This window comes from Chryseobacterium gleum, from assembly GCF_900636535.1.
Taxonomy (GTDB): Bacteria; Bacteroidota; Bacteroidia; order Flavobacteriales; family Weeksellaceae; genus Chryseobacterium; species Chryseobacterium gleum.
The window spans coordinates 1,720,014-1,742,759 of record NZ_LR134289.1 but is presented as its reverse complement, the minus strand read 5'-3'; the positions used below and the strand labels follow the sequence as shown (position 1 = coordinate 1,742,759).

General features: G+C 36.9%; 24 protein-coding genes. 14 read left to right on the top strand and 10 right to left on the bottom strand.

The genetic code is table 11. The features are described from left to right. The first annotated feature begins 286 nt into the window (after positions 1-286). Positions 287-697: an META domain-containing protein gene (locus EL165_RS08095; protein WP_002977985.1), complete on the top strand. Its 411-nt coding sequence runs from the start codon at positions 287-289 to the stop codon at positions 695-697. Positions 698-746: 49 nt separating this feature from the next. On the opposite strand, the gene EL165_RS08090 is transcribed toward EL165_RS08095, so the two are convergent. The 6 genes from EL165_RS08090 to EL165_RS08065 all read right to left on the bottom strand — a co-directional run bounded on the left by EL165_RS08090 (position 747) and on the right by EL165_RS08065 (position 6,449). After that, positions 747-986, bottom strand: coding sequence for a hypothetical protein (locus tag EL165_RS08090; protein ID WP_002977986.1), 240 nt, complete (start codon positions 984-986; stop codon positions 747-749). Between the two features lie 51 nt (positions 987-1,037). Next, a complete protein-coding gene (locus EL165_RS08085; protein ID WP_185097074.1) occupies positions 1,038-1,928 on the bottom strand; it encodes a 3-hydroxybutyryl-CoA dehydrogenase in 891 nt (296 codons plus the stop codon). A gap of 10 nt (positions 1,929-1,938) precedes the next feature. Then, positions 1,939-2,349: a hypothetical protein gene (locus EL165_RS08080; RefSeq protein WP_002977988.1), complete on the bottom strand. Its 411-nt coding sequence runs from the start codon at positions 2,347-2,349 to the stop codon at positions 1,939-1,941. Between the two features lie 31 nt (positions 2,350-2,380). Beyond that, on the bottom strand, positions 2,381-3,259 hold the full coding sequence (locus EL165_RS08075) for an extended-spectrum class A beta-lactamase CGA-1 (RefSeq protein ID WP_002977989.1): 879 nt from the start codon (positions 3,257-3,259) through the stop codon (positions 2,381-2,383). Positions 3,260-3,324: 65 nt separating this feature from the next. Beyond that, a complete protein-coding gene (locus tag EL165_RS08070; protein WP_002977990.1) occupies positions 3,325-5,055 on the bottom strand; it encodes a cellulase family glycosylhydrolase in 1,731 nt (576 codons plus the stop codon). A 431-nt stretch (positions 5,056-5,486) separates the two neighbouring features. After that, positions 5,487-6,449, bottom strand: a complete 963-nt coding sequence (locus tag EL165_RS08065) for a Gfo/Idh/MocA family protein (protein WP_002977992.1) — start codon at positions 6,447-6,449, stop codon at positions 5,487-5,489. 135 nt (positions 6,450-6,584) lie between these two features. Here EL165_RS08065 and EL165_RS08060 point away from each other — a divergent pair, with 135 nt between their 5' ends. From EL165_RS08060 to EL165_RS08040, 5 genes are all read left to right on the top strand, one after another. Further along, on the top strand, positions 6,585-7,232 hold the full coding sequence (locus EL165_RS08060) for a hypothetical protein (RefSeq protein WP_002977993.1): 648 nt from the start codon (positions 6,585-6,587) through the stop codon (positions 7,230-7,232). A gap of 101 nt (positions 7,233-7,333) precedes the next feature. After that, positions 7,334-7,984 carry a protein-L-isoaspartate(D-aspartate) O-methyltransferase gene (locus EL165_RS08055; RefSeq protein ID WP_002977994.1) on the top strand — a complete coding sequence of 217 codons (651 nt, stop codon included), beginning with the start codon at positions 7,334-7,336 and terminating at the stop codon, positions 7,982-7,984. Positions 7,985-8,188: 204 nt separating this feature from the next. Then, positions 8,189-8,452, top strand: coding sequence for a hypothetical protein (locus EL165_RS08050; protein ID WP_002977995.1), 264 nt, complete (start codon positions 8,189-8,191; stop codon positions 8,450-8,452). Between the two features lie 74 nt (positions 8,453-8,526). After that, complete coding sequence (locus EL165_RS08045) at positions 8,527-9,513, top strand: 2-hydroxyacid dehydrogenase (protein ID WP_002977996.1); 987 nt, start codon at positions 8,527-8,529, stop codon at positions 9,511-9,513. Positions 9,514-9,562: 49 nt separating this feature from the next. Continuing rightward, positions 9,563-9,856 carry a hypothetical protein gene (locus EL165_RS08040; protein ID WP_002977997.1) on the top strand — a complete coding sequence of 98 codons (294 nt, stop codon included), beginning with the start codon at positions 9,563-9,565 and terminating at the stop codon, positions 9,854-9,856. Positions 9,857-9,970: 114 nt separating this feature from the next. On the opposite strand, the gene EL165_RS08035 is transcribed toward EL165_RS08040, so the two are convergent. After that, entirely contained in the window at positions 9,971-10,408 is a 438-nt protein-coding gene (locus EL165_RS08035) for an endonuclease domain-containing protein (RefSeq protein WP_002977998.1), read from the bottom strand. A gap of 293 nt (positions 10,409-10,701) precedes the next feature. Between EL165_RS08035 and hutU the strand changes: the two genes are divergently transcribed. The 3 genes from hutU to EL165_RS08020 all read left to right on the top strand — a co-directional run bounded on the left by hutU (position 10,702) and on the right by EL165_RS08020 (position 14,240). Then, positions 10,702-12,687, top strand: coding sequence for a urocanate hydratase (gene hutU, locus EL165_RS08030; RefSeq protein ID WP_002977999.1), 1,986 nt, complete (start codon positions 10,702-10,704; stop codon positions 12,685-12,687). 15 nt (positions 12,688-12,702) lie between these two features. Next, complete coding sequence (locus tag EL165_RS08025; RefSeq protein ID WP_002978000.1) at positions 12,703-13,245, top strand: Crp/Fnr family transcriptional regulator; 543 nt, start codon at positions 12,703-12,705, stop codon at positions 13,243-13,245. A 239-nt stretch (positions 13,246-13,484) separates the two neighbouring features. Further along, a complete protein-coding gene (locus tag EL165_RS08020) occupies positions 13,485-14,240 on the top strand; it encodes an MBL fold metallo-hydrolase (RefSeq protein WP_002978001.1) in 756 nt (251 codons plus the stop codon). Positions 14,241-15,033: 793 nt separating this feature from the next. Here EL165_RS08020 and tpx read toward each other — a convergent pair. Then, positions 15,034-15,603, bottom strand: coding sequence for a thiol peroxidase (gene tpx, locus EL165_RS08015; RefSeq protein ID WP_002978002.1), 570 nt, complete (start codon positions 15,601-15,603; stop codon positions 15,034-15,036). Positions 15,604-15,778: 175 nt separating this feature from the next. Here tpx and EL165_RS08010 point away from each other — a divergent pair, with 175 nt between their 5' ends. The 4 genes from EL165_RS08010 (at position 15,779) to EL165_RS07995 (ending at position 19,319) form a co-directional block, all read left to right on the top strand. Then, a complete protein-coding gene (locus EL165_RS08010; protein ID WP_041461688.1) occupies positions 15,779-17,407 on the top strand; it encodes an NADP-dependent glyceraldehyde-3-phosphate dehydrogenase in 1,629 nt (542 codons plus the stop codon). A 153-nt stretch (positions 17,408-17,560) separates the two neighbouring features. Continuing rightward, positions 17,561-18,070, top strand: a complete 510-nt coding sequence (locus EL165_RS08005) for an RNA polymerase sigma factor (RefSeq protein WP_002978004.1) — start codon at positions 17,561-17,563, stop codon at positions 18,068-18,070. Between the two features lie 11 nt (positions 18,071-18,081). Next, entirely contained in the window at positions 18,082-18,897 is an 816-nt protein-coding gene (locus EL165_RS08000) for a hypothetical protein (protein WP_002978005.1), read from the top strand. A gap of 62 nt (positions 18,898-18,959) precedes the next feature. Next, a complete protein-coding gene (locus tag EL165_RS07995) occupies positions 18,960-19,319 on the top strand; it encodes a DUF7716 domain-containing protein (RefSeq protein WP_002978006.1) in 360 nt (119 codons plus the stop codon). 93 nt (positions 19,320-19,412) lie between these two features. On the opposite strand, the gene EL165_RS07990 is transcribed toward EL165_RS07995, so the two are convergent. Then, entirely contained in the window at positions 19,413-20,951 is a 1,539-nt protein-coding gene (locus tag EL165_RS07990; protein WP_002978007.1) for a S41 family peptidase, read from the bottom strand. Positions 20,952-21,120: 169 nt separating this feature from the next. On the opposite strand from EL165_RS07990, the gene EL165_RS07985 reads away from it, so the two are divergent. After that, on the top strand, positions 21,121-22,218 hold the full coding sequence (locus EL165_RS07985) for an MBL fold metallo-hydrolase (protein ID WP_002978008.1): 1,098 nt from the start codon (positions 21,121-21,123) through the stop codon (positions 22,216-22,218). On the opposite strand, the gene EL165_RS07980 is transcribed toward EL165_RS07985, so the two are convergent. After that, the gene (locus EL165_RS07980; RefSeq protein ID WP_002978009.1) at positions 22,219-22,506 is read right to left on the bottom strand and encodes a GNAT family N-acetyltransferase; all 288 of its coding nucleotides are present in this window, start codon (positions 22,504-22,506) and stop codon (positions 22,219-22,221) included. Positions 22,507-22,746 lie beyond the last annotated feature (240 nt).

Here is a 22,746-nt window from a genome sequence, read left to right as displayed (position 1 = left end):
AGAGATTTCGTACTAAAGACTTTGAGCAATAGTTACTTGTATGAATATTCTTGTTTAATCAGTCTATCCACAATCTTTGTCACTCCGTAGGAGTCTCAGCACTCTTTATAAACTAATTGTAGTAGAGACTCTTTCGGAATGACAGAGCACTGGAGATTTCATAGTAAAGCTTTTGAAATAGCCGGAAATTATTCGAAATACCAAGTGTTAAAGAATAATAAAATTCACGGCAGCCCGTTTAAATAATATAAATTCCGTAAATTTGGGTTAATTCAAAAAGAAAAAAATGAAAAATCTTTTTTTAAGTATATGTACAGCTGCAGTACTGGCTTCATGCGGATCAATGACAAGCCCTTCTGCATCTAAAGTAGGAAAAGCTCAGCCTGCTCTTGCCAATACAAAGTGGACATTGGCAGAAACGGTAAAAGGTAAAGTTCCGACATTGAATATTGAAGGAGAGAAAATCACAGGAAATGCAGGTTGTAACAACTATTTCGGAACTGCCAGCATAGATCCGTCTACAGGTAGTTTTACAGCAGGGCAGATGGGATCTACAAAAATGATGTGCAATAACATCGGTGTAGAGCAGAACTTTATGGATATGATGGGAAAAGCAAACAAATATGTGATTTCCGGGAACACTTTAGAATTGTATAAAGACAATCTTTTGCTATTGAAATTCACAAAATCAGAATAAAAAAACAAAAGGAACTCAATTGAGTTCCTTTTTTATGTTTAGAGTGTTATTAATCTTCCTCTTCTTCGTCGTACTTAGCCAACTCTTCGTCGCACCATTTGAACGCTGCTTCTACTACTTTAGTCGCTTCGTCTGCCATAGTTTCTTCATCATCACCTTCAAGATCATCTAACCACTCAACTTCTTCTTCCTCAACGTTTAAGATAAATCTTGGATATTCTGTGTGAACTACGAATAGATCCTCTGGAAATTCCGAATTATCTGCTAATAAAAACTTTGGTAATTTCATTTTTTTAATGTTTTAACTTTCTCAAAGATAAATAAAATTATTGACTTAAAATTACTTCAAAAACATTTTTGAAACTTTTTCAGCTTTTTTGCTTTCAGAATAATCGTAGAAACCTTCCCCTGATTTTACACCAAGTTTCCCTGCCATTACCATGTTTACCAATAATGGATTCGGAGCATACTTAGGATTTTTGAATCCGTCATACATGACGTTCAGGATAGCAAGACATACATCAAGACCAATAAAATCTGCAAGCTGAAGAGGACCCATCGGATGAGCCATTCCCAGTTTCATCACAGTGTCAATCTCTTCTACGCCAGCCACTCCGTTATAAAGTGTTTCGATAGATTCATTGATCATTGGCATTAAAATTCTGTTAGCCACAAAACCAGGATAATCATTTACTTCTACAGGAACTTTTCCTAAAGTCTTACTCATTTCATAGATTGCATCAAAAGTTTCTTTAGATGTAGAATATCCTTTGATGATCTCTACCAGTTTCATAATTGGAACCGGATTCATAAAGTGCATACCAATTACCTTATCAGCTCTTTTGGTAGCTGCTGCAATTTTTGTGATAGAAATAGAAGATGTATTGGTGGCAAGAATGCAATTGGCAGGAGCCAGTTCATCCATCTGTCCGAAGATCTTCAGTTTTAGATCCTGGTTTTCCGTAGCGGCCTCTACAATAAGATCAGCAGCTCCTACAGCGTCATTCAGTGCTGTAAAGGTAGTGATGTTCCCTAATGTTTCAGCTTTTTGCTCCTCTGTAAGATTTCCTTTTGCAATGATTCTGTCAAGATTCGTAGTAATGGTTTTTAAACCTCTGTCCAGAGCTTCCTGAGATACATCTACAAGATTTACTTTAAAACCGCTTTGCGCGAAAGTATGTGCAATACCATTTCCCATGGTTCCCGCTCCGATAACTACAATGTTTTTAATCATTTTTCCTTTATTTTTTATAGATAGTTAAATTTTTTACGTTTTTAAGATCCGATTGTGAAACAACAGTTGTTGAATCAAAGAAAACATTTCCGATGCTTTGACTTTTCTTATTGTTGTTCTGATTGGAAATAGCAGCCGTTAATCCTCTTATAAGACGGCTTTTTTGATTTTTTGTAAGATAATCTGTACCAATATATAATGTATATTCACCCTCTTTTCCCATACCTTTTCCCATCAGGATTTCCAGACTTCTGATCTGACTTTTATTTTTAAATTCCTTTAGAAAACTGATGACAGGTTTATCAGACGGAGGGCCGCAGCAGACACTTCCATAGCTGATCTCTAGGTAATTCTGATTCTTCTGCGAATAAAAGAATGCAAATGCCAGGAGAGCAGTTAATACTAATATTTTTTTCATGTTAAACCGCTTTAAAAATAAGCTTTAAATTTTATTTATTAAAATATTCCCAAACCTCCTTCGAAATATCTGAAATCATCCTGCAGTTCACTGCATCCGTTTCCATTGAATTACTGACAAATACAGCTAATGCATAATGTTTCCCGTTGGGTAAAGTAACAATTCCGATTTCATTTTCTGCGCCTGTTAAACCGGCATTATTCTTCCCGGAAGCTCCCGTTTTTCTTGCGACAGGTGTGTTTTTGGGAAGCTGTTCCACCATTTTATTCAATCCGGTTGAAGTAGAAAGCATTACTTTCATCAGATAGTCTGTGGATTTTTTGGATAATAATTTTCCGTCATACAACTTTTTCAGGACATCAGCAGCGGATTTTGTAGTACTATAATTTTCATACTGAACATTCCAGTCTTTATGCATATCCTCTTCATTGTATTTGATCTGAAAACCTTTTACTCCTTTAGAATCCATAAACTTCTGGACAACCTGGGTTCCTCCCAGCAGCCTCAGAAGAATATCACAGCCATTATTGTCACTTTTGGCAACTGTATATTCAATCACTTCGCTTAACGGAATTTCAATATTTCCTGCCGGATACTTATCACGAAGCGGCGACCATGTATTTTCCAGTAAATTCGATTGGTTTAGCATAATTTTCTGATCCAGAGAAAGTTTTCCCTGATCTACAGCATTCAGGACTGCTGCTGCAATGTGAAATTTAAACACACTTTGCATCGGGAGTTTTTTATCTCCGTTTTTATCGTACTTAAAGCCATTTTCAAACCCAAGAACAGAAACACCGACTGTAGCTTTTTTGTTCTTAATGATTGAATTAATTTTTTGTTCCAATAAAGAAGTCTGAGCCAATGAAAATGCTGAAATCAGAAGAAAAAGAAGTGTTGTTTTTTTCATAATACGGAAATTAAAAAGCTCTCTTCTGAAGATGAGAAGAGAGCTGCAATTTAAGATAATTATTACTATTTTAATTCAAAATAATTCAGATTGGCACCATCACTTTCAAAGAAAATTCTGATTTTGTTTTCTCCCTTCTGAAGCGGAACGCTTTTTACAGAAACTGTTTTCCAGTTTTCATTTCCTCCGCTGGATGGCAGTGATACATTAGCCAGGACTTTTCCGGGAGCGGTCTCAATTCTTATATGAGAATCTTTTGCTCCCGAATATCTGATATCAAGTGTATAATTTTTATCTGCTTTTGACTGAACCGTATACTGTAGCCATTCTCCGGATTCCGTTTTTCCTACATAATACTGATTTGTAATCTTATCTTTACACTTATAGATGTCCACACCATCATTTCTCATTTGCTGCCCGGAATTCCATTCTGATCTTTTGGCCGGATCGCTTACCCAAAGATTAATGAAATCCTTATCCAGATAAGCTGAACCCATTCTTCCAAGGTCATATTCTGAAGCAAATATTCTTCCCGGAGCCTGATGATCTTTAAATGGCTTTGTTGAAGCATCTTTTGTCTGTCTGAACATGGCATCAATAACGTCTTTTTTAACTTCCGTATTGCTCAGCTTGTAATGTTCGGCAATCTGCATCAACGCTTTTTGGGCATATTCTTTTGATGGCTTTTCGCCGCCGTTTTTCCAGTAATCCAATAACTTTTCATATTCAGGGGTAATTTTTACATTCGCAATTCCGGCAATATTATCAATCTTTTTCATAGGCCAGAATGCATATCCGATATTATGCTTATCCAGAAGCTGTATCAATTCTGTAAACCAGACATTGGAATTCTCACCGGTCTCACCCAGCCAGATCGGGATATTATGTTTTTCCCTGAGGTCCAACGCAAATTTCAACGTCTGGTCATCATTATAATTCCAGTATTTATGGAAACTGAAAGCCATATTGTTGTCCCAAAGTGCAGGAAGTCCGTTATAATTGTTTCCCCAGCCGTTACCTTCAATGAAGATCATATGTTTTTTATCAACTGCTCTGATTGCAGCAGTAATATCTTTCTGCAGCTTCCATAGCGGAGCATTGGACATTTCATCAGTTCCATTCGGATTTTTGCCGGTGAAATTAATATTAGGCTCATTGATCAGGTCATACCCTCCGATCCATGGATGATTCTTATATCGTTCTGCCAGTTTTTTCCATAAAGCTATTGTTTTTCTTTGATTCTCTTCACTTTCCCAAAGTGAAGGTTTAGACTTATCATTATCCGAAATGTTGACATCGTTTCCCTGTCCGCCAGGTGTGGCATGAAGATCCAGGATCAGGTATATTTTATTGTCGGCACACCATTTCAGTAATTCATCTGTCATTTTAAAACCTTCTTCCAGCCATGTATCTTTTCCTTTTACCGGCTCCTTTTCAATCGGAAGGGTATAAAGGTTGTAATGCATCGGAAGTCTTATTGAATTAAATCCGGATTGGGCCAGAAGATCAATATCCTGTTTGGTAATGCCGTTTTTCAGGTAAGCTTTGTAAAAAGCATTCATGCCGTCTTCACCGATTAATTCTGCAATTTTTTCCTTAATCTTATACTGCGGACCGGCAAAATCAGCAGTTTTCAGCATATAACCTTCCTGAAGCATCCAGCCGCCAAGACCAAGACCTCGCAGTTGAACATTTTCACCTTTATCATTAACAATTTTCTGTCCGGAAGTCTTCAGTAATTGTGATGTCCCAAATTGAGACAATAAAAATGCGGATAATAGAATAGCTCTTGTCATAGTGGTTTTAATGGTTTAAAATAATAGGGAAGTATTAGAAATGATACGGAATGGTAATGGCATGAGATGAATCAGAATTCATGTCATCAGGTTTGCCAGATATCCATATATGTAAAACAAAATCTTTCAATATTGTATTGAATTATTCTCCAAATATATTGCTTTTTTATTTTGAAAAAGATTTTTTATTGGTAAATCTGTAATTATTAATGAATTGTTTTTCTTTTGTATGAGTTTCTTAAAAACAAATTCTGAATTAATTTAATATGCAGCTTCATCAAATCAATTTTAATGGATTCAATCTTTGCTTACTTACATATGATCCGTCGCTGAAAATGAAACTTTGCGTTTTTTCATAATAAAAAATGCTATCTCATAATCCATTATTCTGATTATAAGATAGCATAGTATATTTAAGAATCAGTATGTTTTTAAATGATCAGTTTCATAATCTCCAAAGCTACTTTTAACGCTTCAGTTCCGTCCTCCAGAGAAACCTCAACATTTTTATCTCCTGTGATAGCATCTGCAAAAGAGTTCAATTCATCCAAAATCGCATTGTTAGGCTGGATATTCGGATATTCAAAAAGGATCTGATTCTTTTCTCCTTCTGCATTTTCAATGATCATATCAAATGGAGTAGGATTTTCAGGAGCATCCTTCATTCTGATCACTTCTGCCTTTTTTTCAAGGAAATCAACAGAAATATAAGCATCTTTCTGGAAGAATCTGCTCTTTCTCATAGCTTTCATAGAAATTCTGGAAGTTGTAAGATTAGCAACACATCCGTTTTCAAATTCAATTCTTGCATTGGCAATATCAGGAGTCTTGCTTACTACACAGACACCACTTGCATGGATGTTTTTAACCTTAGATTTTGCCATGCTCAACAGAATATCCAGATCGTGAATCATCAGGTCCAGTACAACAGAAACATCTGTACCGCGTGGATTGAATTCTGCCAGCCTGTGGATTTCAATGAACATCGGATTGCTGATGTATTCCTTAGTCGCTATAAAAGCGGGATTGTATCTCTCAACGTGTCCTACCTGTGCCTTTATTCCTTTTTCCTGGCATAAACGTAAAATTTCTTCTGCCTGCTCAAGAGTCTGGGTTACCGGTTTTTCAATAAAGAAGTGAAGACCTTTTTCAATGGCTTTTAAAGCATAATCATAATGATAAATCGTTGGGGTGACAATATCCAGCATATCAATCTGCTCCAGTAAATCATCAAAATTTTCAAAATATTTATACCCGAATTCGGCTTCTAATTTCTTTCCGTTTTCAACATCTTTATCATGGAATCCTACAAATTCATATCTATCTGACTGATTAAGAAGTTTTAAATGTATTTTTCCCAAGTGTCCGGCACCTACCAAACCTGCTTTTAACATAGCTGTATTAAATTTTTGTAAAGATAGTGAATGTACATTTATTAAAATACATGACTTTTTACTTGGAGATTTTTAAGATTAAACACCTCTGTTCATTAAAGAAATTGCAGTAAATTCAAAGCTTGAAAAGTAACTATGAAAAGAATAATTTCGATTGTATTTGTATTCGGATTACTTACTACGGGATGTATAGGAGATAGTCCATATGACCCGCAGGCTAAATGTGGAACTCCTGCAAATCTGATATTTGATAAAGTGAATAACCAGCTTTCCTGGAACATGATCAGTCAGGGCGAAGGATATTATGAAGTACAGTATGGAGAGCAGGGGTTCACTTTAGGAAAGGGAACAACCGTTGTCACCAGTAAGACTTCCTGCAATCTTCCGTTGTATAAGAATAATAAATATGACCTTTATGTAAGAAAAAACTGCGGAGCTGACAATGGCCGGAGCAACTGGGCAGGACCTGTTACCGTATTGGCGACTAATACAACCACCTGTATAAAGCCAGCGTATGCAACCTATTCAAAAACAACCTCTTCTGTTCATTCTTCTGTTTTTGATGCTACAGTAACCTGGGAAAATGATGGAGTTTCTATATATGAAACTGTTTTGACAACCAGTCCTGCACCACCGGCAGGTGGAGAACAGGTGATTTCAGGTCAAAAAGCTGTTTATATAGGGTTAAGTAAAACGGTGAATTATAACTTTTTTGTAAGAAAAAGATGTGCAGATAACACCTTCAGTGATTTTTACGGACCTTATCCGATAAAATGGAATTAAAAGATAAAAGAAAAGCAGTTAACAGATGTTTGCTTTGTTTTTGTGGATAATTCTTTCAGGCGATTTCTGAAATCTAATTTCTAATTTCTTATTTTTGTCAAATGCAGGATTCGTTTGTACATAAAGGAAAAAGAAAGATTTTAGTAGATTACCTTCGAAACAGAATTGGAATTTCAGACGAAAATGTACTTTCGGCAATGAGTGAAGTTCCGAGACACCTTTTTATCGAAAGTATTTTTGAAGATTTTGCCTATGAAGACAGGGCATTTCCCATTCTGGCACACCAGACTATATCCCATCCTTCCACGGTAGCGGAGCAGTCTGAGCTGCTGAAGGTAAAACCCGGTGAAAAAGTGTTGGAGATCGGTACCGGATGTGGTTACCAGACCGCTGTTTTAATGGCAATGAAGGCTCATGTTTACACAGTAGAAAGACAGAAAGATCTTTTTGATTTTTCTAAAAAGAAACTCAGGGAACTTCATCTGTTTCCAAAATTCCAGAGTTTTGGAGATGGCTTTGCCGGGCTTCCTACCTTTGCTCCTTTTGACAAGATTATTGTTACCTGTGGAGCCTCTACTTTACCGACAGAATTATTAAAACAACTGAATGTCGGAGGAATAATGGTGATTCCGTTAGGTCCCACAGATGAACAGGTTTTATACAGATTTACCAAGGTAGGTCCTACAGAATTTGAAAAAGAAGAATTCGGGGCGTATAAATTTGTTCCCATGCTTGGAAGTACCAATCAATAATTGTATCACAGATACGGAATTGGCAGACGAGTGGTCTCAAACAACAGTTTCATTGTTAAAACAAGATAAAATAAGAACGGACTATTGAGTCCGTTTTTTTATGAGTAAAATTCAAAAGTTTTAAAATAAAATTAAAATATTTTAACTGATTTCGGAATGAAAATTGAACTCATCACAGAACCCAATCACTAAAATCTTACTATTATGGATACGAACAGATTCAAAGCGTCACATGATTTTAGCAATCTTCAGAAAAACCTGCACAATAACCCGGGATATAGTGTAGAAAGCTATTCTCAACAGGTAAAAGATTACATCAGCGACATGAAAAAGAGGAATCAGGAAGCTACCAAGCAGGGATTTATGGCGCAGGCTCAGAAATCTGCAAAAGAAGTTTGGGCTGAGATTCAGGAAATTGCTTCGGAAGCCTGGGAGAAGAATAAAAACCATTCAGATGAAAAGAAATAATTTTTAATATTAAAGTTCAGAAACCTTACTTTTTGCGAGTGAGGTTTTTTATTGACAACCATTAATCCATCACAATGAAAGTCTTTATCAATAAAAGAATTCCCGAAGCAGGAATTAAAATGCTGGAAGAAGCTGGTCTTGAAATAATTTTCCCGGAAAAAGAAAATCTGTCTTATGAAGAGTGGCTGAATTACTGTAAAAATACCGATACTATTTTAAGTATTGGCACAGAATTTACATATGACAAAAATTTCTTTGAAGCCTGCCCGGATGTTAAAGCCATTGCTTTATATTCTGTAGGTTTTGACCATGTAGATACTAAAGAAGCCACCCTTAAAAATATTCCGATAGGGAATACCCCGGATGTACTCAGCCGGGCGACTTCGGATGTCGCTTTCTTACTCATGCAGTCGGTAGCAAGAAGAGCAAGCTATAATTTCGGGAAAGTAAAAGAGGGAAGCTGGGGTGCATTTGATCCTTTACATGCTTTGGGGCAGGAGCTTTATGGAAAAACGCTGGGGATTTTTGGACTGGGACGTATCGGATATGAAATGGCAGAAAAATCTAAGAAAGCCTTTGGAATGAATATCATTTATCACAACAGGCATCATAATGAAGAAGCAGAGAAGGAGCTGGGTGCCACGTACGTTTCTTTTGAAGACCTGATCAGAAACTCAGATGTTTTGAGTGTGCATGCCAACTTTACTCCGGAACATAAAGAATTATTCAATAAGTCCCTGTTTGAGCAGATGAAGTCAAATGCTATTTTCATCAATACCGCCAGAGGGGGCTTTCATAATCAAAAGGATTTATACCAGGCTTTGGTTGATCAGAAAATATGGGGTGCTGGTCTGGATGTTACCAATCCTGAACCTATGGCTGCGGATGATCCCATTCTGCAGCTTTCAAGTGTTTGTATTCTTCCGCATATTGGTTCGGCTACTGTTGAGGCCCGAAACGGAATGGCCAGACTAGCTGCAGGAAATATTATTGCTTTTTCAGAAAACAAAAAAATGCCAAATTGTGCTAACCCTGAAGTTTATTCTAGTCGTTTATCCTAACTTGGAATTATTTTTGTTCTGATTACAGAAACCTTTAAATCGTAATATTATGTCACCAGAAAACAATATTAATGAGCAAAACAGAAAGCTGGAACAGATGGATTATAACCCCAACGAAGATATATTCAAAAAAGAAAAACATATTCCGCTTGACGGAGACGGAAATCCTGTTTTAGATGAGGATTTTGATGAAGATAAAATTGATAAGGGACTGGATATTCCCGGTGCAGAAGAAGATGATGAGATGGAAGAGATAGGGGCGGAAGATGAAGAAAATAACTATTGGAGTCTCAGCGATAATGAAGATGACCATGAAGAGGAAAATGATGATGTTCTAACTTAAATTTTTACGATAAATAAACCAACCTTGCTGAATTTAGTAAGGTTTTTTTTATGTTGAATAACAACCAATATGGGTAAGGACAATTCTCTTCCCTCGGTGGGGTGGATTCAAAAATTAAATAATTTTTGAAGACGGGGTGGTTCCATAATGCTGCACAATAAAGTCTTCCAATTCTTTCATTACCACGTTCAGATTATTCTTTACATCAAAATCACTTATTCTGAAAACCAAAAGCCCCAAAGATTCAAGATATTCCTCTCTTATGCCGTCATAAACCTGCTTTTCATCATGACTTGATCCATCTATTTCTATAATTAATCCCAATGTTTTTACATAAAAATCAACAATATAATTTCCTATTATTCTTTGTCGGTCAAAATCAATCTTATGAAAATTTTTTGCACGGACTTTCTTCCAGAATATCACTTCACCCAAAATCCGGGCTTTACGTTTTTCTTTTAATAATGCTTTTAAATGGGGATTGTAGGGAAGGTTTTCAACAAAATTCCTGCGGATCGGAACTCCAATGATAATGGTTATGATTTCTTTCATGATTGTGTTTATTTTTAACCACCCCGTCTTCCAAAGTTATCAACTTTGAAATCCACCCCTCCGCGAGAGGGGAATTAAGGTATATTTATTCAAATATAGTATTTACTATCAAATGTTGGCTGGTTTACAACTTTTATAACTTTGCTTAAACCTTAAACCTTAAACCTTAAACCTTAAACCTTAAACCTTAAACCTTAAACCATTCTTCCCTTCACCCCTTGCCTATATTTCCTAATTTGAATATCTTTAAAACTTCAAACATTGTTTAAAAACATAGACGTTTAAATAGTAATATGACATTTCAAGAACAGATACAGCAGGGGATTCCTGATCAGCTGCCACAACCGAAACCATACGAGACCAATATCAACCATGCTCCGAAGCGTAAAGAAATTTTAGGAGAAGAAGAGAAAAAACTGGCATTGAAGAATGCTTTACGTTATTTCGATCCTAAATTTCATGCAGAATTAATTCCTGAATTTAAGCAGGAACTCGAAGATTATGGAAGAATCTATATGTACCGTTTCCGTCCGGATTATGAGATGAAGGCAAGACCGATCACAGATTATCCCGGAAAATCTGAGCAGGCGAAAGCAATTATGCTGATGATTCAGAATAACCTGGATTATGCAGTAGCGCAGCATCCTCACGAATTGATTACCTATGGTGGAAACGGAGCCGTATTTTCAAACTGGGCACAGTATCTGCTGACAATGAAATATCTGTCTGAAATGAGTGATGAGCAGACATTGGTAATGTATTCCGGCCATCCGATGGGATTATTTCCTTCTCATAAAGATGCACCGAGAGTGGTAGTTACAAACGGAATGATGATCCCGAACTATTCAAAACCGGATGATTGGGAGAAATTCAATGCATTGGGCGTTACCCAATACGGACAAATGACGGCAGGAAGTTATATGTATATTGGCCCGCAGGGAATTGTTCACGGGACAACGATTACGGCTTTAAATGCTTTCAGAAAAATTAAAAAAGAACCGAAAGGAGGTCTTTTCGTAACTTCAGGATTAGGAGGGATGAGTGGAGCCCAGCCAAAAGCAGGTAATATTGCAGGCTGTGTGACCGTATGTGCAGAAGTGAATCCGAAAATTACCAAAATCCGTCACGATCAGAAATGGGTGAATGAGATTCATGAAGATCTTGATGCACTGGTAAAAAGAGTAAGAGAGGCACAGGCTAACAAAGAAACTGTTTCTTTGGCTTACCTTGGAAATGTAGTTGATGTATGGGAGAAATTCGATCAGGAAGATTTAAGAATTGATATCGGATCAGACCAGACTTCCCTTCACAACCCCTGGGCGGGTGGTTACTATCCTGTGGGACAAAGTTTTGAAGAATCAAACATAATGATGGCTGAAAACCCTGAATTATTCAAAGAAAAAGTTCAGGAAACGTTGAGAAGACATGCAGCAGCGATCAATAAACATACAGCAAAAGGAACTTATTTCTTCGATTATGGAAATGCCTTCTTACTGGAAGCTTCCAGGGCAGGAGCTGATGTAATGGCAGAAAACCCAACATTAGGAAGAGAGTTCAGATATCCGAGCTATGTTCAGGATATTATGGGACCAATGTGTTTTGATTACGGTTTCGGGCCGTTCCGTTGGGTATGTACAAGCGGAAATCCTGAAGACCTGAAAAAGACGGATGACATCGCATGTGCCGTATTGGAAGAAATGATTAAGAACTCTCCTGAAGAAATCCAGCAACAGATGAAAGACAACATCCAGTGGATTAAAGGAGCACAGGAAAATAAACTGGTGGTAGGTTCCCAGGCAAGAATTCTTTATGCAGATGCAGAAGGAAGAATGAAGATAGCAGAAGCCTTCAACAAAGCTATTAAAAACGGAGAGATTGGACCTGTGGTATTAGGTAGAGATCACCATGATGTGTCAGGAACAGATTCTCCTTACAGAGAGACCTCCAATATCTATGACGGCTCAAGATTTACTGCAGATATGGCCATTCATAATGTGATTGGTGACAGTTTCCGCGGGGCTACCTGGGTTTCCATTCACAATGGTGGCGGTGTAGGCTGGGGAGAAGTAATCAACGGAGGTTTCGGAATGCTTCTTGACGGAAGTGACGATGCCGACAGAAGACTGAAGTCTATGCTTTTCTGGGACGTAAACAACGGAATCTCAAGAAGAAGCTGGGCAAGAAATGAAGGTGCCATTTTCGCTATCAAAAGAGCTATGGAAACAGAACCGAACCTGAAAGTAACCCTTCCGAATCTCGTAGACGAAAACTTACTGTAATATATACATTCAACATTGGCAACGATCAACAAAAAACTGTTTTCACATCTGAACGTAGAGGATAATGATTCTGTATGGGAAAAGTTTGCTGAGGTTGAATTTTCAAAAAAAACAATATTTCCGGACCGCAAAGCCTATCTTCTGGAAGATGGGCTTGTCCGGAAATATTACATCAACAGCACATCGGATATTGATACCGAAATCTGTGCAGAATTTTACTTTCCGGGAGATATTTTTACCGTTGAAGAAAAAAGTTCCGATGCCGTTTACGAGTCTATCAATAAAGGACTGGCCTGGGAAATCACTCTGGATGAGGTGAAAAATCTGTTCGCTGTCAATCCACATTGCCGTTTCGTACAGAACTACTATCTGAGCAGAAAGCTCAACGCTGCAATGAAAAGGGAAATGCTTCTGCTGAAAAATACTCCGCAGGACCTTTATGAATACCTGCTGAAGAACAAACCCCATTATATTCAGAATATTCCTCTGAAATATCTTGCCTCCTATATTGGCATTACACCTATTTCTTTAAGCCGAATCAGGAAGCGTATTCATTAGTGTTATTTTTAACGCCACGCTCGCAAAGATTTTTCACTTTATTTTTACGTTCGCAAAGTCGCTGTCGCTCAGCAACAGTATATTTTTAGCTGAATGAAATGCCCTTGCGATCGAAAAATAGCCATCATTATATATTCTTTGCGTACATCGCGTTTTATCTTTCAGTATGTTTATTCATTTATTATCTTTTGTTTATTGACTTGCCTTCCGTAAGTTTCTTCCTTTGCTGAAAAAAGAATATGGAAATACAAAAATTAAACTGGGCAGGGATCAAACTTACTTCTCACAACAAAACGATCTTAATAGATGCTGTGGAAGATTACTCTTATTATAAACCCGTTTTAGGGGATGCAGTGGAGAATATTATAGCATTTTCAGATCATGTACAGGCAGATTATATTCTGTTTACACATATGCATCTCGATCATTTTGATAAAGGAGTGATCCGGAAATGTTTAAAGAAAGACGGAAAGCTCATTGTATACAAAGGGCTTGAAGGTGTGGTAAGAAAAATTTTGAATGAAGTGGAGATCATAGTTCTTGATCTTGATGAAACCTTCACAGAAAACAATATCACTTTCAAACCTGTATTTGCGATGGATGGCGTGGGAGAGATACAGTCTTCATGGATGGTAGATGATGGAGAAACCAAGATCTTTCATGGCGGAGATACCATCTGGCACAACCAGTTCTGGAAGCTTGGAAAAGAAAATCCCAATATAGATTATGCGTTCTTACCCGTAAATGGTGTTGTGGTCAATTTTGAGATCATCGGTTTGGAATACAGTCCTGTTCCTGCTTCACTTAATTTGAAAGAGGCCTTTGCTGCTGCTCATTTGCTTCATGCAAAAAAACTGATCCCTATACACTATGGTTTGTTTGCACATGAGAAATTTTATGTTCCTCAGGTATTTGATGATAAGGATTTGATAAATATATCAGAGGAAGTAGGGCAGGAGTATATGATTTTGAAAGATGGAGCGGTACTGGTGTAATCTTGATTTATTTGTAAGGAAAATTGTCATTCTGAATGAAATGCAATGGAATGGAATGAAGAATCTCAACATCAATAGGAACGGGCTATAATCCTGAGCCTAGTCGAAGGAAGCCCGTTTTCTTTTGTGCGTAATATAATTGGCTTTAGCTAAAATTTAAAATAAAGTTTTAGCTAAAGCCTTTTGTATTTTTATTTTTAATATCGGGCTAAAGCCCGATGCTATTGATGACTTTATTAGATTCTACGCTTCACTTTGTTTCGCTCCTAATGACAAATGTTGCGCATATTTAATTCATACAATTAGTGTATAATTTTTCACCTTTTTTGTCATTCCGTAGGAATCTGAACTGTTATTTTATCATTATTTATTATTAGAATGCCTTCTGTGCCTGGATTCCTACGGAATGACAAGCGTTGCGGATAGGCTAGGGGAATGGTTAATATTATGTCTAGAGTAAATAAGCGGCTATGCACCCACATACATACGTTCACCTTGCGAATCTAAGCTGTTATTTAATCATTATTTATTATAATAACCTTTCGCTGTCCCGGATTCTACGGAATGACAAACTGTGCGTCTAGTCTAAGTGAGTAATTGGTATTAAGTCTACATTAAGTCAGTAGCAAGTAACCGGTTATACACCAACAATTATGCATCCACTTTGTCATTCCGGTAGGAATCTAAACGGAATTAGGTGCTTTAAAAAATGATTGCATTTTTTACATAGTTAATGAAAAACTCCGGCGATCGAAGATGCCGGAGTCTATGTCTATTTCAAAGTAAAAGAGTATTACTTCACAGCCGCAATAGCCGCCTCATAATTCGGTTCCTGGGAAATATCCGGTACCTGCTCTTCGTAGATGATCTTTCCTGAAGGGTCTATCACCACAACAGCTCTGCTCAGAAGCCCTTTCATTGGAGAATCTACCAGCTCCACTCCATAGTTCCACCCGAAGTCGGAACGGAAATCTGAAAGCATTACCACATTTTTGATTCCTTCTGCACCACAGAATCTTTTCTGGGCAAACGGCAGGTCTTTGGAAATACAAAGTACTACTGTATTGGGAAGATTTCCTGCCTCTTCATTGAAATGATGTACAGATGCAGAACACACTCCTGTATCTACACTCGGAAAGATATTCAGAATAACAAATTTTCCTTTGTAGGAATCCAGAGTCTGATCATTCATATTGACATCCGTAAGGGTAAATTTAGGGGCTGGCTTATTGAGAGCCGGCAATTTGGCGTAGGTATGAACTTCCTTTCCTCCCATTAAAACAGTATTGATGGCTTTGGATTTTTGAGCAAAGCCCACAGCAGAACAGAATAAGAGTGTACTGAAAACTAATTTTGAAAACATGAAATTTTATTTTTCAGCTAAATTATTCTTTTTTCAGGAGCTAAGATTAATTTTAATTCAAATAGATCGAATCTATTGTCAGAATATTTTTTTCAAAACAATTTACTTCTACCTTTATATTATTAAATCTCCGGAAGAAGGAGAATCTTATCACATAAAAAAAATAGAAAGATTTATGAGTTCAGAAAATACAGCATCATTTCATCACATTTTTAAGAGTGAAAACGAAATTCCTGAAGAATATAAAGTTCCGGTGATTCATCAGAGAACTTATCTTTTAAATGGCGAACTGGTAGAGTGGAACGGTGATGTCACCGAAATCTATTCACCCGTATGCATTCCTACAGAAAACGGATTGGAAAGGAAACTTCTGGGAAGCATTCCGAATATTGGCCCGAATGAAGCCATGGAAGTCCTGGAAGCCTGTGTAAAAGCCTATGATAATGGTCTTGGTGAATGGCCGACTATGTCTGTGGAAGGACGTATTAAATGCATGCAGAAATTTGTATATCTGATGATCCAGCAGAGAGACCTCATCATTAAGTTACTCATGTGGGAAATCGGAAAAACGCTGGCCGATTCTACAAAAGAATTTGACCGTACTGTAGATTATATCAACCAGACCATTGATGCCCTGAAAGATCTGGACAGGGAATCTTCCCGTTTTCAACAGGCAGAAGGGACAATTGCACAGATCAGAAGAGCGCCGCTTGGAGTCGTTTTAAGTATGGGACCGTTCAACTATCCTCTGAATGAAATCTTTACCACACTGATTCCTGCCCTGATCATGGGAAATACCATCCTTTTTAAACTTCCGAAACATGGTGTATTGGCTCACTATCCTTTGCTGGAGGCTTTCAAAGAAGCATTCCCGAAAGGAACGGTGAATACTTTATACGGAAAAGGTTCAGAAATCATTACTCCGATTATGGAAAGCGGAAAAGTAAACGTGCTTGCTTTCATCGGGTCCAGTAAAGTAGCAAACGGACTGAAAAAGCTGCACCCTAAAGTAAACCGTTTAAGAGCTATTTTAAGTCTGGATGCGAAAAATGCAGCGATTGTTACCAAAAATGCAAACCTGGATGTAGCCGTGAGTGAATGTATTTTAGGAGCACTTTCTTTCAACGGACAGCGTTGCACAGCATTAAAGCTGATCTTTGTACAGAAAGAGGTAGCGCTGGAATTTACAGAGAAATTAAGTGCAGCTGTTTCTGCACTGAAACCGGGGTTGCCATGGGAGAAAGATGTGAAAGTGACACCGCTTCCGGAAGTCAATAAACCTCCTTATTTAAAGGAATGTATTGATGATGCTCTGCAGAAAGGAGCTGCAGTTCTGAATAAGGATGGAGGCTATACGGATGAGTCGTTTGTTTTCCCAGCAGTGGTATATCCTGTAAACAGTGATATGAAACTGTATCATGAAGAACAGTTTGGTCCGGTAATTCCTGTTGTTCCGTTTGAAGATATAGAAGAGCCTATAGAGTATCAGGTAAATGCGTCACATGGGATGCAGGTGAGTATTTTCAGTGAAGATCCTCAGGAAGTGGCAAGACTTATCGATCCGTTTGTAAATCTTGTAAGCCGTGTCAATATCAACTGCCAGGCGCAGAGAGGCCCGGATGTTTTCCCTTTTACCGGAAGGAAAGACAGTGCAGAAGGGACACTTTCAGTTTTTGATGCCCTGCGTTCATTCTCTATCAGGTCGTTGGTAGCGGCGAAATTGACGGATTCCAATAAAGAATTACTGAATACTATTGTAAGAGAACATGATTCCAACTTTTTAAGTACAGATTATATTTTCTGATCCGGTTCAGACTGTATTTAACATAAAATAAAAATCCTCAATAAACGTCTTTGTTTGTTGAGGATTTTTTTAACTTAATACCGGAAATTAAAGTTTTGTGTTATAATAAGGTGGTGTTTTTTAGAAATATCATCTACGATCAGTTTGTAAATCATGTCTTCATCGGAAAAAGAATTTTTAGAGAAAATTGAAAAGCATAAAGGAGTGGTTTTCAAGATCTCTAAAATGTATATGGATAATAAGGACGATCAGAATGATCTCTATCAGGAGATCATTTACCAGGCCTGGAAATCATACGGTGATTTTCAAAAGAGAAGTGATTTCTCCACATGGCTGTACAGAACTGCACTTAACACAGCAATTGTTTTTTTGCGAAGTGAAAAAAAACGTAGTTTTATACAGAATCAGAATGTAGATGGGCTGAATGCCCGGCAGGAGCCTTATAATGATACAGATGATATAAACATGAAACGGATGTATGAAGCCATCCATCAGTTGAGCCCCATTGATAAAGCACTGATATTTTTCTTTTTAGAAGGTTTTTCCGGAAAAGAAATTGCAGCGCAGCTGGGAATTACCGAAGTGAATACAAGGGTAAAACTGAAAAGGGCTAAAGAAAAACTGAAAGAGATCATTACCCGCCAAAATATGGGCTCCTATTAAATGATAACACTATGGAGTTAGACAATTTTAAAGAACTTTGGAATAAAGATACAGGACAGGGATCTCCTGAAATTTCTCTGGAAAAGAAAAGAGAAATCCATTCTCCGCTGCAGATGCTGAAAGTGAATATGGAAACTGAATTCTGGCTGATGATTGTAACACTGCCAATGCTTTTAACCGGTTTCCCTTTTGCTTCTACAGATTATAATATCAGGACCATATCAGCATTTGTTACCATCCTGACCGTTGCGATTATCATTTATTTTTATTCCCGGTTCCTGAAACTGTATAAGCTGCTCAGGAAAAACAGCATCAATACCAATTATGACCTGTTCAATCTTAAAACCCAGCTTCTTGTCTCGAAAGAAATTTATATTTCCTATTATATTTCTTACATCCCTCTCGGATTTCTTTTGTCACTCATCAAAATCAACTTCCATTTTGATATGGAATATAATCTGGCGATTTTCGGAATCAGCCTTCTGATTACATTATTGCTGATCGCTTTTATCATCAGATACTGGATGTATTATATGTACGGAAGATATATTGATGATGTAGTACGGCTGGTAGATGAGCTTAATGGAATTGAAGTAAGTCCGAAACAGGAAAAGAAAAAGACCTGGTTTGAACGATCACAGAGTTTTTTCATGAATAAAATGGGAATTAAAGGAAATATTCTGAATACCGTCATATGGTTTGTATCCATGTATATTTTTATCATTTTATTTTTAACCCTTGTTCTCCTGATTATCATCATATTGGGTGCAAAACTGGAATTCCTCGATATAGGATCATTGCAGAGAGCTTTAAATAAACTGAATTAGAAATGGCTTGTCTTCTTAAATTTTTTATCTTTAAAAAGTCGAGCTGTTAAAAAAAATATCAGATGGAAGAGATTAAAAATCAGATGTATTCTATAGAAGAATTCCTGGAATTCGTAAAGCATAAGAAAGACAGGAAAGAATCCTATGATCCGGAATACAATTATGCGGTGTATTCTTCAAAAGACGAATTTGAGCCTGGAATGAAAGTTTTCATTGGCGATCCTCTAGATATTGGTGAGAATGATAATGAAATCTTACCCGATTTTGTATACCATAATAAACTGAATTATATGTGCTCTGATGAGAATATTCAGGATGTGGTGGATCTTGCTGTCCGGCAGTACGGAAATGTAACTTCTTTCCAGCTTATCACTGCTCTGAATCATTATCTTCAAAAAGATGATTTTCTTGATTTTAAATAATATTGATGTTTCTGCGCAAATAATAAAAGTTTTCTGAAAGAATTGAAGACATAAAAAGTTTCGGCGGGCTGAAAGCCCGCCGAAACTCTATCATTACTGCTTTTTATTTTTCTTTTCCTTGGTAATTTCGTTTTTTATCCAATCCAGTTGAGGATCTTTTTTATCAATAATATCCTGCATGCTCTCAATAATTTTTACATCAGGAACAACTCCTTTTCGTGAATCTGAAAAATTGATATTAGGCTGTACCAGAAGTAATCCGATAGGAAATCTTATTTCAGAATTGGGAAGTTTCTGATATGAATAAAAACCTGCAACGGTCCCGTCATTGGCACCACCGGTCTCTTCGCCCACCAGCGTTGCTCTTTTATCATTCTTAAGTTTGGCGGTGATAATAGAAGACGCTGAAAAGCTTCCACCGTTAATCAGTACAAAAACTTTTCCATGAAAGGCTCCTTTTTTAGGTTTTGTAGGTTTGTCAGCTTTCATTTTATAGAAGACCTTTCCGTCTTTTTTATACGTACTGAAAGCCTGTGCAAAAAAATAACTAGGGTATGCAATACTTTTCAATGCATATTCCAGCGGGTTGCTTTTCCTGAAATAATTGGTACGCAGAGGTGTACTCCTTGCAGCCAGCTGTGAAGGTTTAATCAGTGTAAAAGGAGCATCCGCCAGATAAGAATACAGGTTGTTGATCTCATAAAGAGAGCCTCCATAATTGTTTCTGACATCGATAATGAGATAAGAAGACCTGGCATTATTGATTCGGGTAAAAGTTTCCTTATAGAACCTATCTGAAAAATCTCTGGAGAAACTTTTCACTTTTATATAAGCAATAGTGCTGTCTTTATCGAGAAATTTGAAGCTTCTGTTATAAGAATCGCTGGAAGCCACATAATCGTTCAGTTTCTTTTCCAGGGTCTTCTTCTCCATTTCCTTCTCTTTTTCAAGATCAGAGTCAGATTTTGTTTCCCGGGTTATAGTATACGTTTTCTTTTTTCCCTTATAGAGGGTTTCGAGAGTGGCTTTGCTGCCAAAGCCATTTTCTGCAGTATAAAAATTGAAGAAAAGATCCTTTAAAAAATAAGGATAGAAAGTGGTATTATCACCATCACTGCTGATCAGGCTTCTGTATTTTTTTATATAACCGGATACAGGAACATGATTGATGGATAAAATTTCGGTTCCGGGTTGTATATTTTCGATAGAATCTTTGTTTTCAATAATATACATTCTATCTCCTGAAATATAATATTCAAAACGGCTGAACATTCCTTTCTGATGTTCCAGTCTTTTAATTTCACTTTTGGTAAATTTCTTTCTTGGAATTCTCAGTGAAAGGTGTCCTTCCCGAATGCCGGCAATCACTGGCTGAAGCTTAAAATAAAACTGAAGAGGGGTAAGAGGTTCAGTAATTGTCTGCTTGAGACTGTCAAATTTATGTTCCAATTCCTTCTTGGGAATATACCAGTATAATTGAGGGTGCATTTGCTGTAATTTTGAATAGGCAAAATCCACATCCTCCTTAAGTTGCTCCGGTGGAATACATGCAGCACGCTGTTCGTTGTGTTTTTTTATAGAGGCACAGGACGAAAATATAGCGAGAAGAAATATTACCGAATAATTTTTCAATGTATCTGAGTTTTTAACGTGCTAAAATAGAAAGTTTAAAATTAATCACCATTTAAATGAGTAATAAATTTTCCAAAATACATGATAAATTTAGTTAAAAAATGTAGTAAAATGGAATATATTTTCATTTAAAACTAAAAGTCGATACATTTGAAATTTATTTGTAAAGATGATGTATTGGATTATTACGAGTCTGGCAGTTCTGACAGTTACTTTTTTTATTGTGATCAATATGAAAGCTTTTGGCGGCGTGCCCAAAGGAAAAAGACTGAAGCGGATAAGACAATCGAAACTTTATAAAAACAAACAGTTCCGGAATATCAGCTATACTCCTTCCCTTACAGAAGGATATAAAATGTCGAAGGTAATGTATGACTTCTTTTTAGGTAAGAAGGATCCGCTGCTGAAACCTCTGCATCCGATCCCATTTCTTCATACGGATTTAAAAAATATAGATAAAAATCAGGATGTATTGATATGGCTGGGGCATTCATCGTATTATTTGCAGACAGATGGAGTTTCTTTTTTAATTGATCCTGTTTTGAGTCTGTATGGCTCACCTTTTAAATATTTTAATAAAGCATTTAAAGGATCAGATATTTTTAAGCCTGAAGATATTCCCGGGATTGATTATCTTGTTATCACCCATGATCATTTTGATCATTTGGATTATCCTACTGTACAATCTATCAGAGACAGAACGGGTATGGTCATTTTACCTCTGGGAGTGGGAGCACATTTGGAAAGGTGGGGCTATCCTGAAAACAAACTTATTGAAGAAGAGTGGGGAGCAGAAGTTGAGCTGAAAAATAATCTGAAAATTATTTTTACCCCTGCCAGACATTTTTCCGGCAGGAGGGTGAGGAAGAATGATACCCTCTGGAGTTCTTATGTCCTGATTACACCAACAAAGAAAATTTTCTTGGGAGGAGACAGTGGCTATGATACACATTTTAAGACAATAGGAGAGCAATATGGTCCATTTGACTATGCAATTCTTGAGAACGGGCAGTATGGAGAAGCATGGAAGTATATCCATACATTACCGGAAGATGTTATCCAGGCCGGTATTGATCTCAAAGCAGAACGCATTATTCCTGTTCATTCTGCAAAATTTGCATTGGCACTTCATCCATGGAATGAACCTTTACAGAAGATAACTGCTCTAGGAAAAGAAAAAAAGATAAATATCCTCACTCCCATGATAGGCGAGGTAGTTGATCTGAATCATTCAGGACAGCAATTTACCACCTGGTGGGAAAGCTGATCAGGCATGCCAGATTTCTTTATATCTTGCAGGGTGATTTTCAAACTGCTGTCTTACAAAATCACATTCCGGGTCTACAAGCAAATCTTTTTCTTCTGCATAGCGTACCAATTCATCCAGCAATAGTTTGGCGTATCCTTTTCCCTCACGCTCTTCATCAAGCTTCGTATAATATACAATTAGCAGTCTTCCGTCAACCTCTATGGACATATAACCTGCTTTCTTATCATCAATAAACAGCTGCAATTCATCCTGATATGGAGATACCTGAAACTTTATATTTTCCATAATAAATAAGATTTGGTTGATTAATAATTGAAGAATACTTTTAAAAAAAACATTCTTTTCATTAAAATTACGAAATTAAATCATATGGAATAATAGTTTTTAATAATCTTAACGAATTTTATAACATAAATGGTAAGATAAGGGATAAAGATAAAAGATAAAAGATAAAAGATAAAAGATAAAAGATAAAAGATAAAAGATAAAAGATAAAAGATAAAAGATAAAAGATGTTTATTGTTA

What these genes read in the sequence shown, in the direction of transcription:
- EL165_RS08050 (WP_002977995.1), top strand. Translation starts at nt 8,189, where the DNA reads ATGGATACGAACAGATTCAAAGCGTCACATGATTTTAGCAATCTTCAG.
- EL165_RS08080 (WP_002977988.1), bottom strand. Translation starts at nt 2,349, where the DNA reads ATGAAAAAAATATTAGTATTAACTGCTCTCCTGGCATTTGCATTCTTT.
- EL165_RS08045 (WP_002977996.1), top strand. Translation starts at nt 8,527, where the DNA reads ATGAAAGTCTTTATCAATAAAAGAATTCCCGAAGCAGGAATTAAAATG.
- EL165_RS08090 (WP_002977986.1), bottom strand. Translation starts at nt 986, where the DNA reads ATGAAATTACCAAAGTTTTTATTAGCAGATAATTCGGAATTTCCAGAG.
- EL165_RS08020 (WP_002978001.1), top strand. Translation starts at nt 13,485, where the DNA reads ATGGAAATACAAAAATTAAACTGGGCAGGGATCAAACTTACTTCTCAC.
- EL165_RS07985 (WP_002978008.1), top strand. Translation starts at nt 21,121, where the DNA reads ATGATGTATTGGATTATTACGAGTCTGGCAGTTCTGACAGTTACTTTT.
- EL165_RS08060 (WP_002977993.1), top strand. Translation starts at nt 6,585, where the DNA reads ATGAAAAGAATAATTTCGATTGTATTTGTATTCGGATTACTTACTACG.
- EL165_RS08035 (WP_002977998.1), bottom strand. Translation starts at nt 10,408, where the DNA reads ATGAAAGAAATCATAACCATTATCATTGGAGTTCCGATCCGCAGGAAT.
- EL165_RS08005 (WP_002978004.1), top strand. Translation starts at nt 17,561, where the DNA reads ATGTCTTCATCGGAAAAAGAATTTTTAGAGAAAATTGAAAAGCATAAA.
- EL165_RS07980 (WP_002978009.1), bottom strand. Translation starts at nt 22,506, where the DNA reads ATGGAAAATATAAAGTTTCAGGTATCTCCATATCAGGATGAATTGCAG.
- tpx (WP_002978002.1), bottom strand. Translation starts at nt 15,603, where the DNA reads ATGTTTTCAAAATTAGTTTTCAGTACACTCTTATTCTGTTCTGCTGTG.
- EL165_RS08055 (WP_002977994.1), top strand. Translation starts at nt 7,334, where the DNA reads ATGCAGGATTCGTTTGTACATAAAGGAAAAAGAAAGATTTTAGTAGAT.
- EL165_RS08075 (WP_002977989.1), bottom strand. Translation starts at nt 3,259, where the DNA reads ATGAAAAAAACAACACTTCTTTTTCTTCTGATTTCAGCATTTTCATTG.
- EL165_RS08000 (WP_002978005.1), top strand. Translation starts at nt 18,082, where the DNA reads ATGGAGTTAGACAATTTTAAAGAACTTTGGAATAAAGATACAGGACAG.
- EL165_RS08095 (WP_002977985.1), top strand. Translation starts at nt 287, where the DNA reads ATGAAAAATCTTTTTTTAAGTATATGTACAGCTGCAGTACTGGCTTCA.
- hutU (WP_002977999.1), top strand. Translation starts at nt 10,702, where the DNA reads ATGACATTTCAAGAACAGATACAGCAGGGGATTCCTGATCAGCTGCCA.
- EL165_RS08070 (WP_002977990.1), bottom strand. Translation starts at nt 5,055, where the DNA reads ATGACAAGAGCTATTCTATTATCCGCATTTTTATTGTCTCAATTTGGG.
- EL165_RS08065 (WP_002977992.1), bottom strand. Translation starts at nt 6,449, where the DNA reads ATGTTAAAAGCAGGTTTGGTAGGTGCCGGACACTTGGGAAAAATACAT.
- EL165_RS08040 (WP_002977997.1), top strand. Translation starts at nt 9,563, where the DNA reads ATGTCACCAGAAAACAATATTAATGAGCAAAACAGAAAGCTGGAACAG.
- EL165_RS08010 (WP_041461688.1), top strand. Translation starts at nt 15,779, where the DNA reads ATGAGTTCAGAAAATACAGCATCATTTCATCACATTTTTAAGAGTGAA.
- EL165_RS07995 (WP_002978006.1), top strand. Translation starts at nt 18,960, where the DNA reads ATGGAAGAGATTAAAAATCAGATGTATTCTATAGAAGAATTCCTGGAA.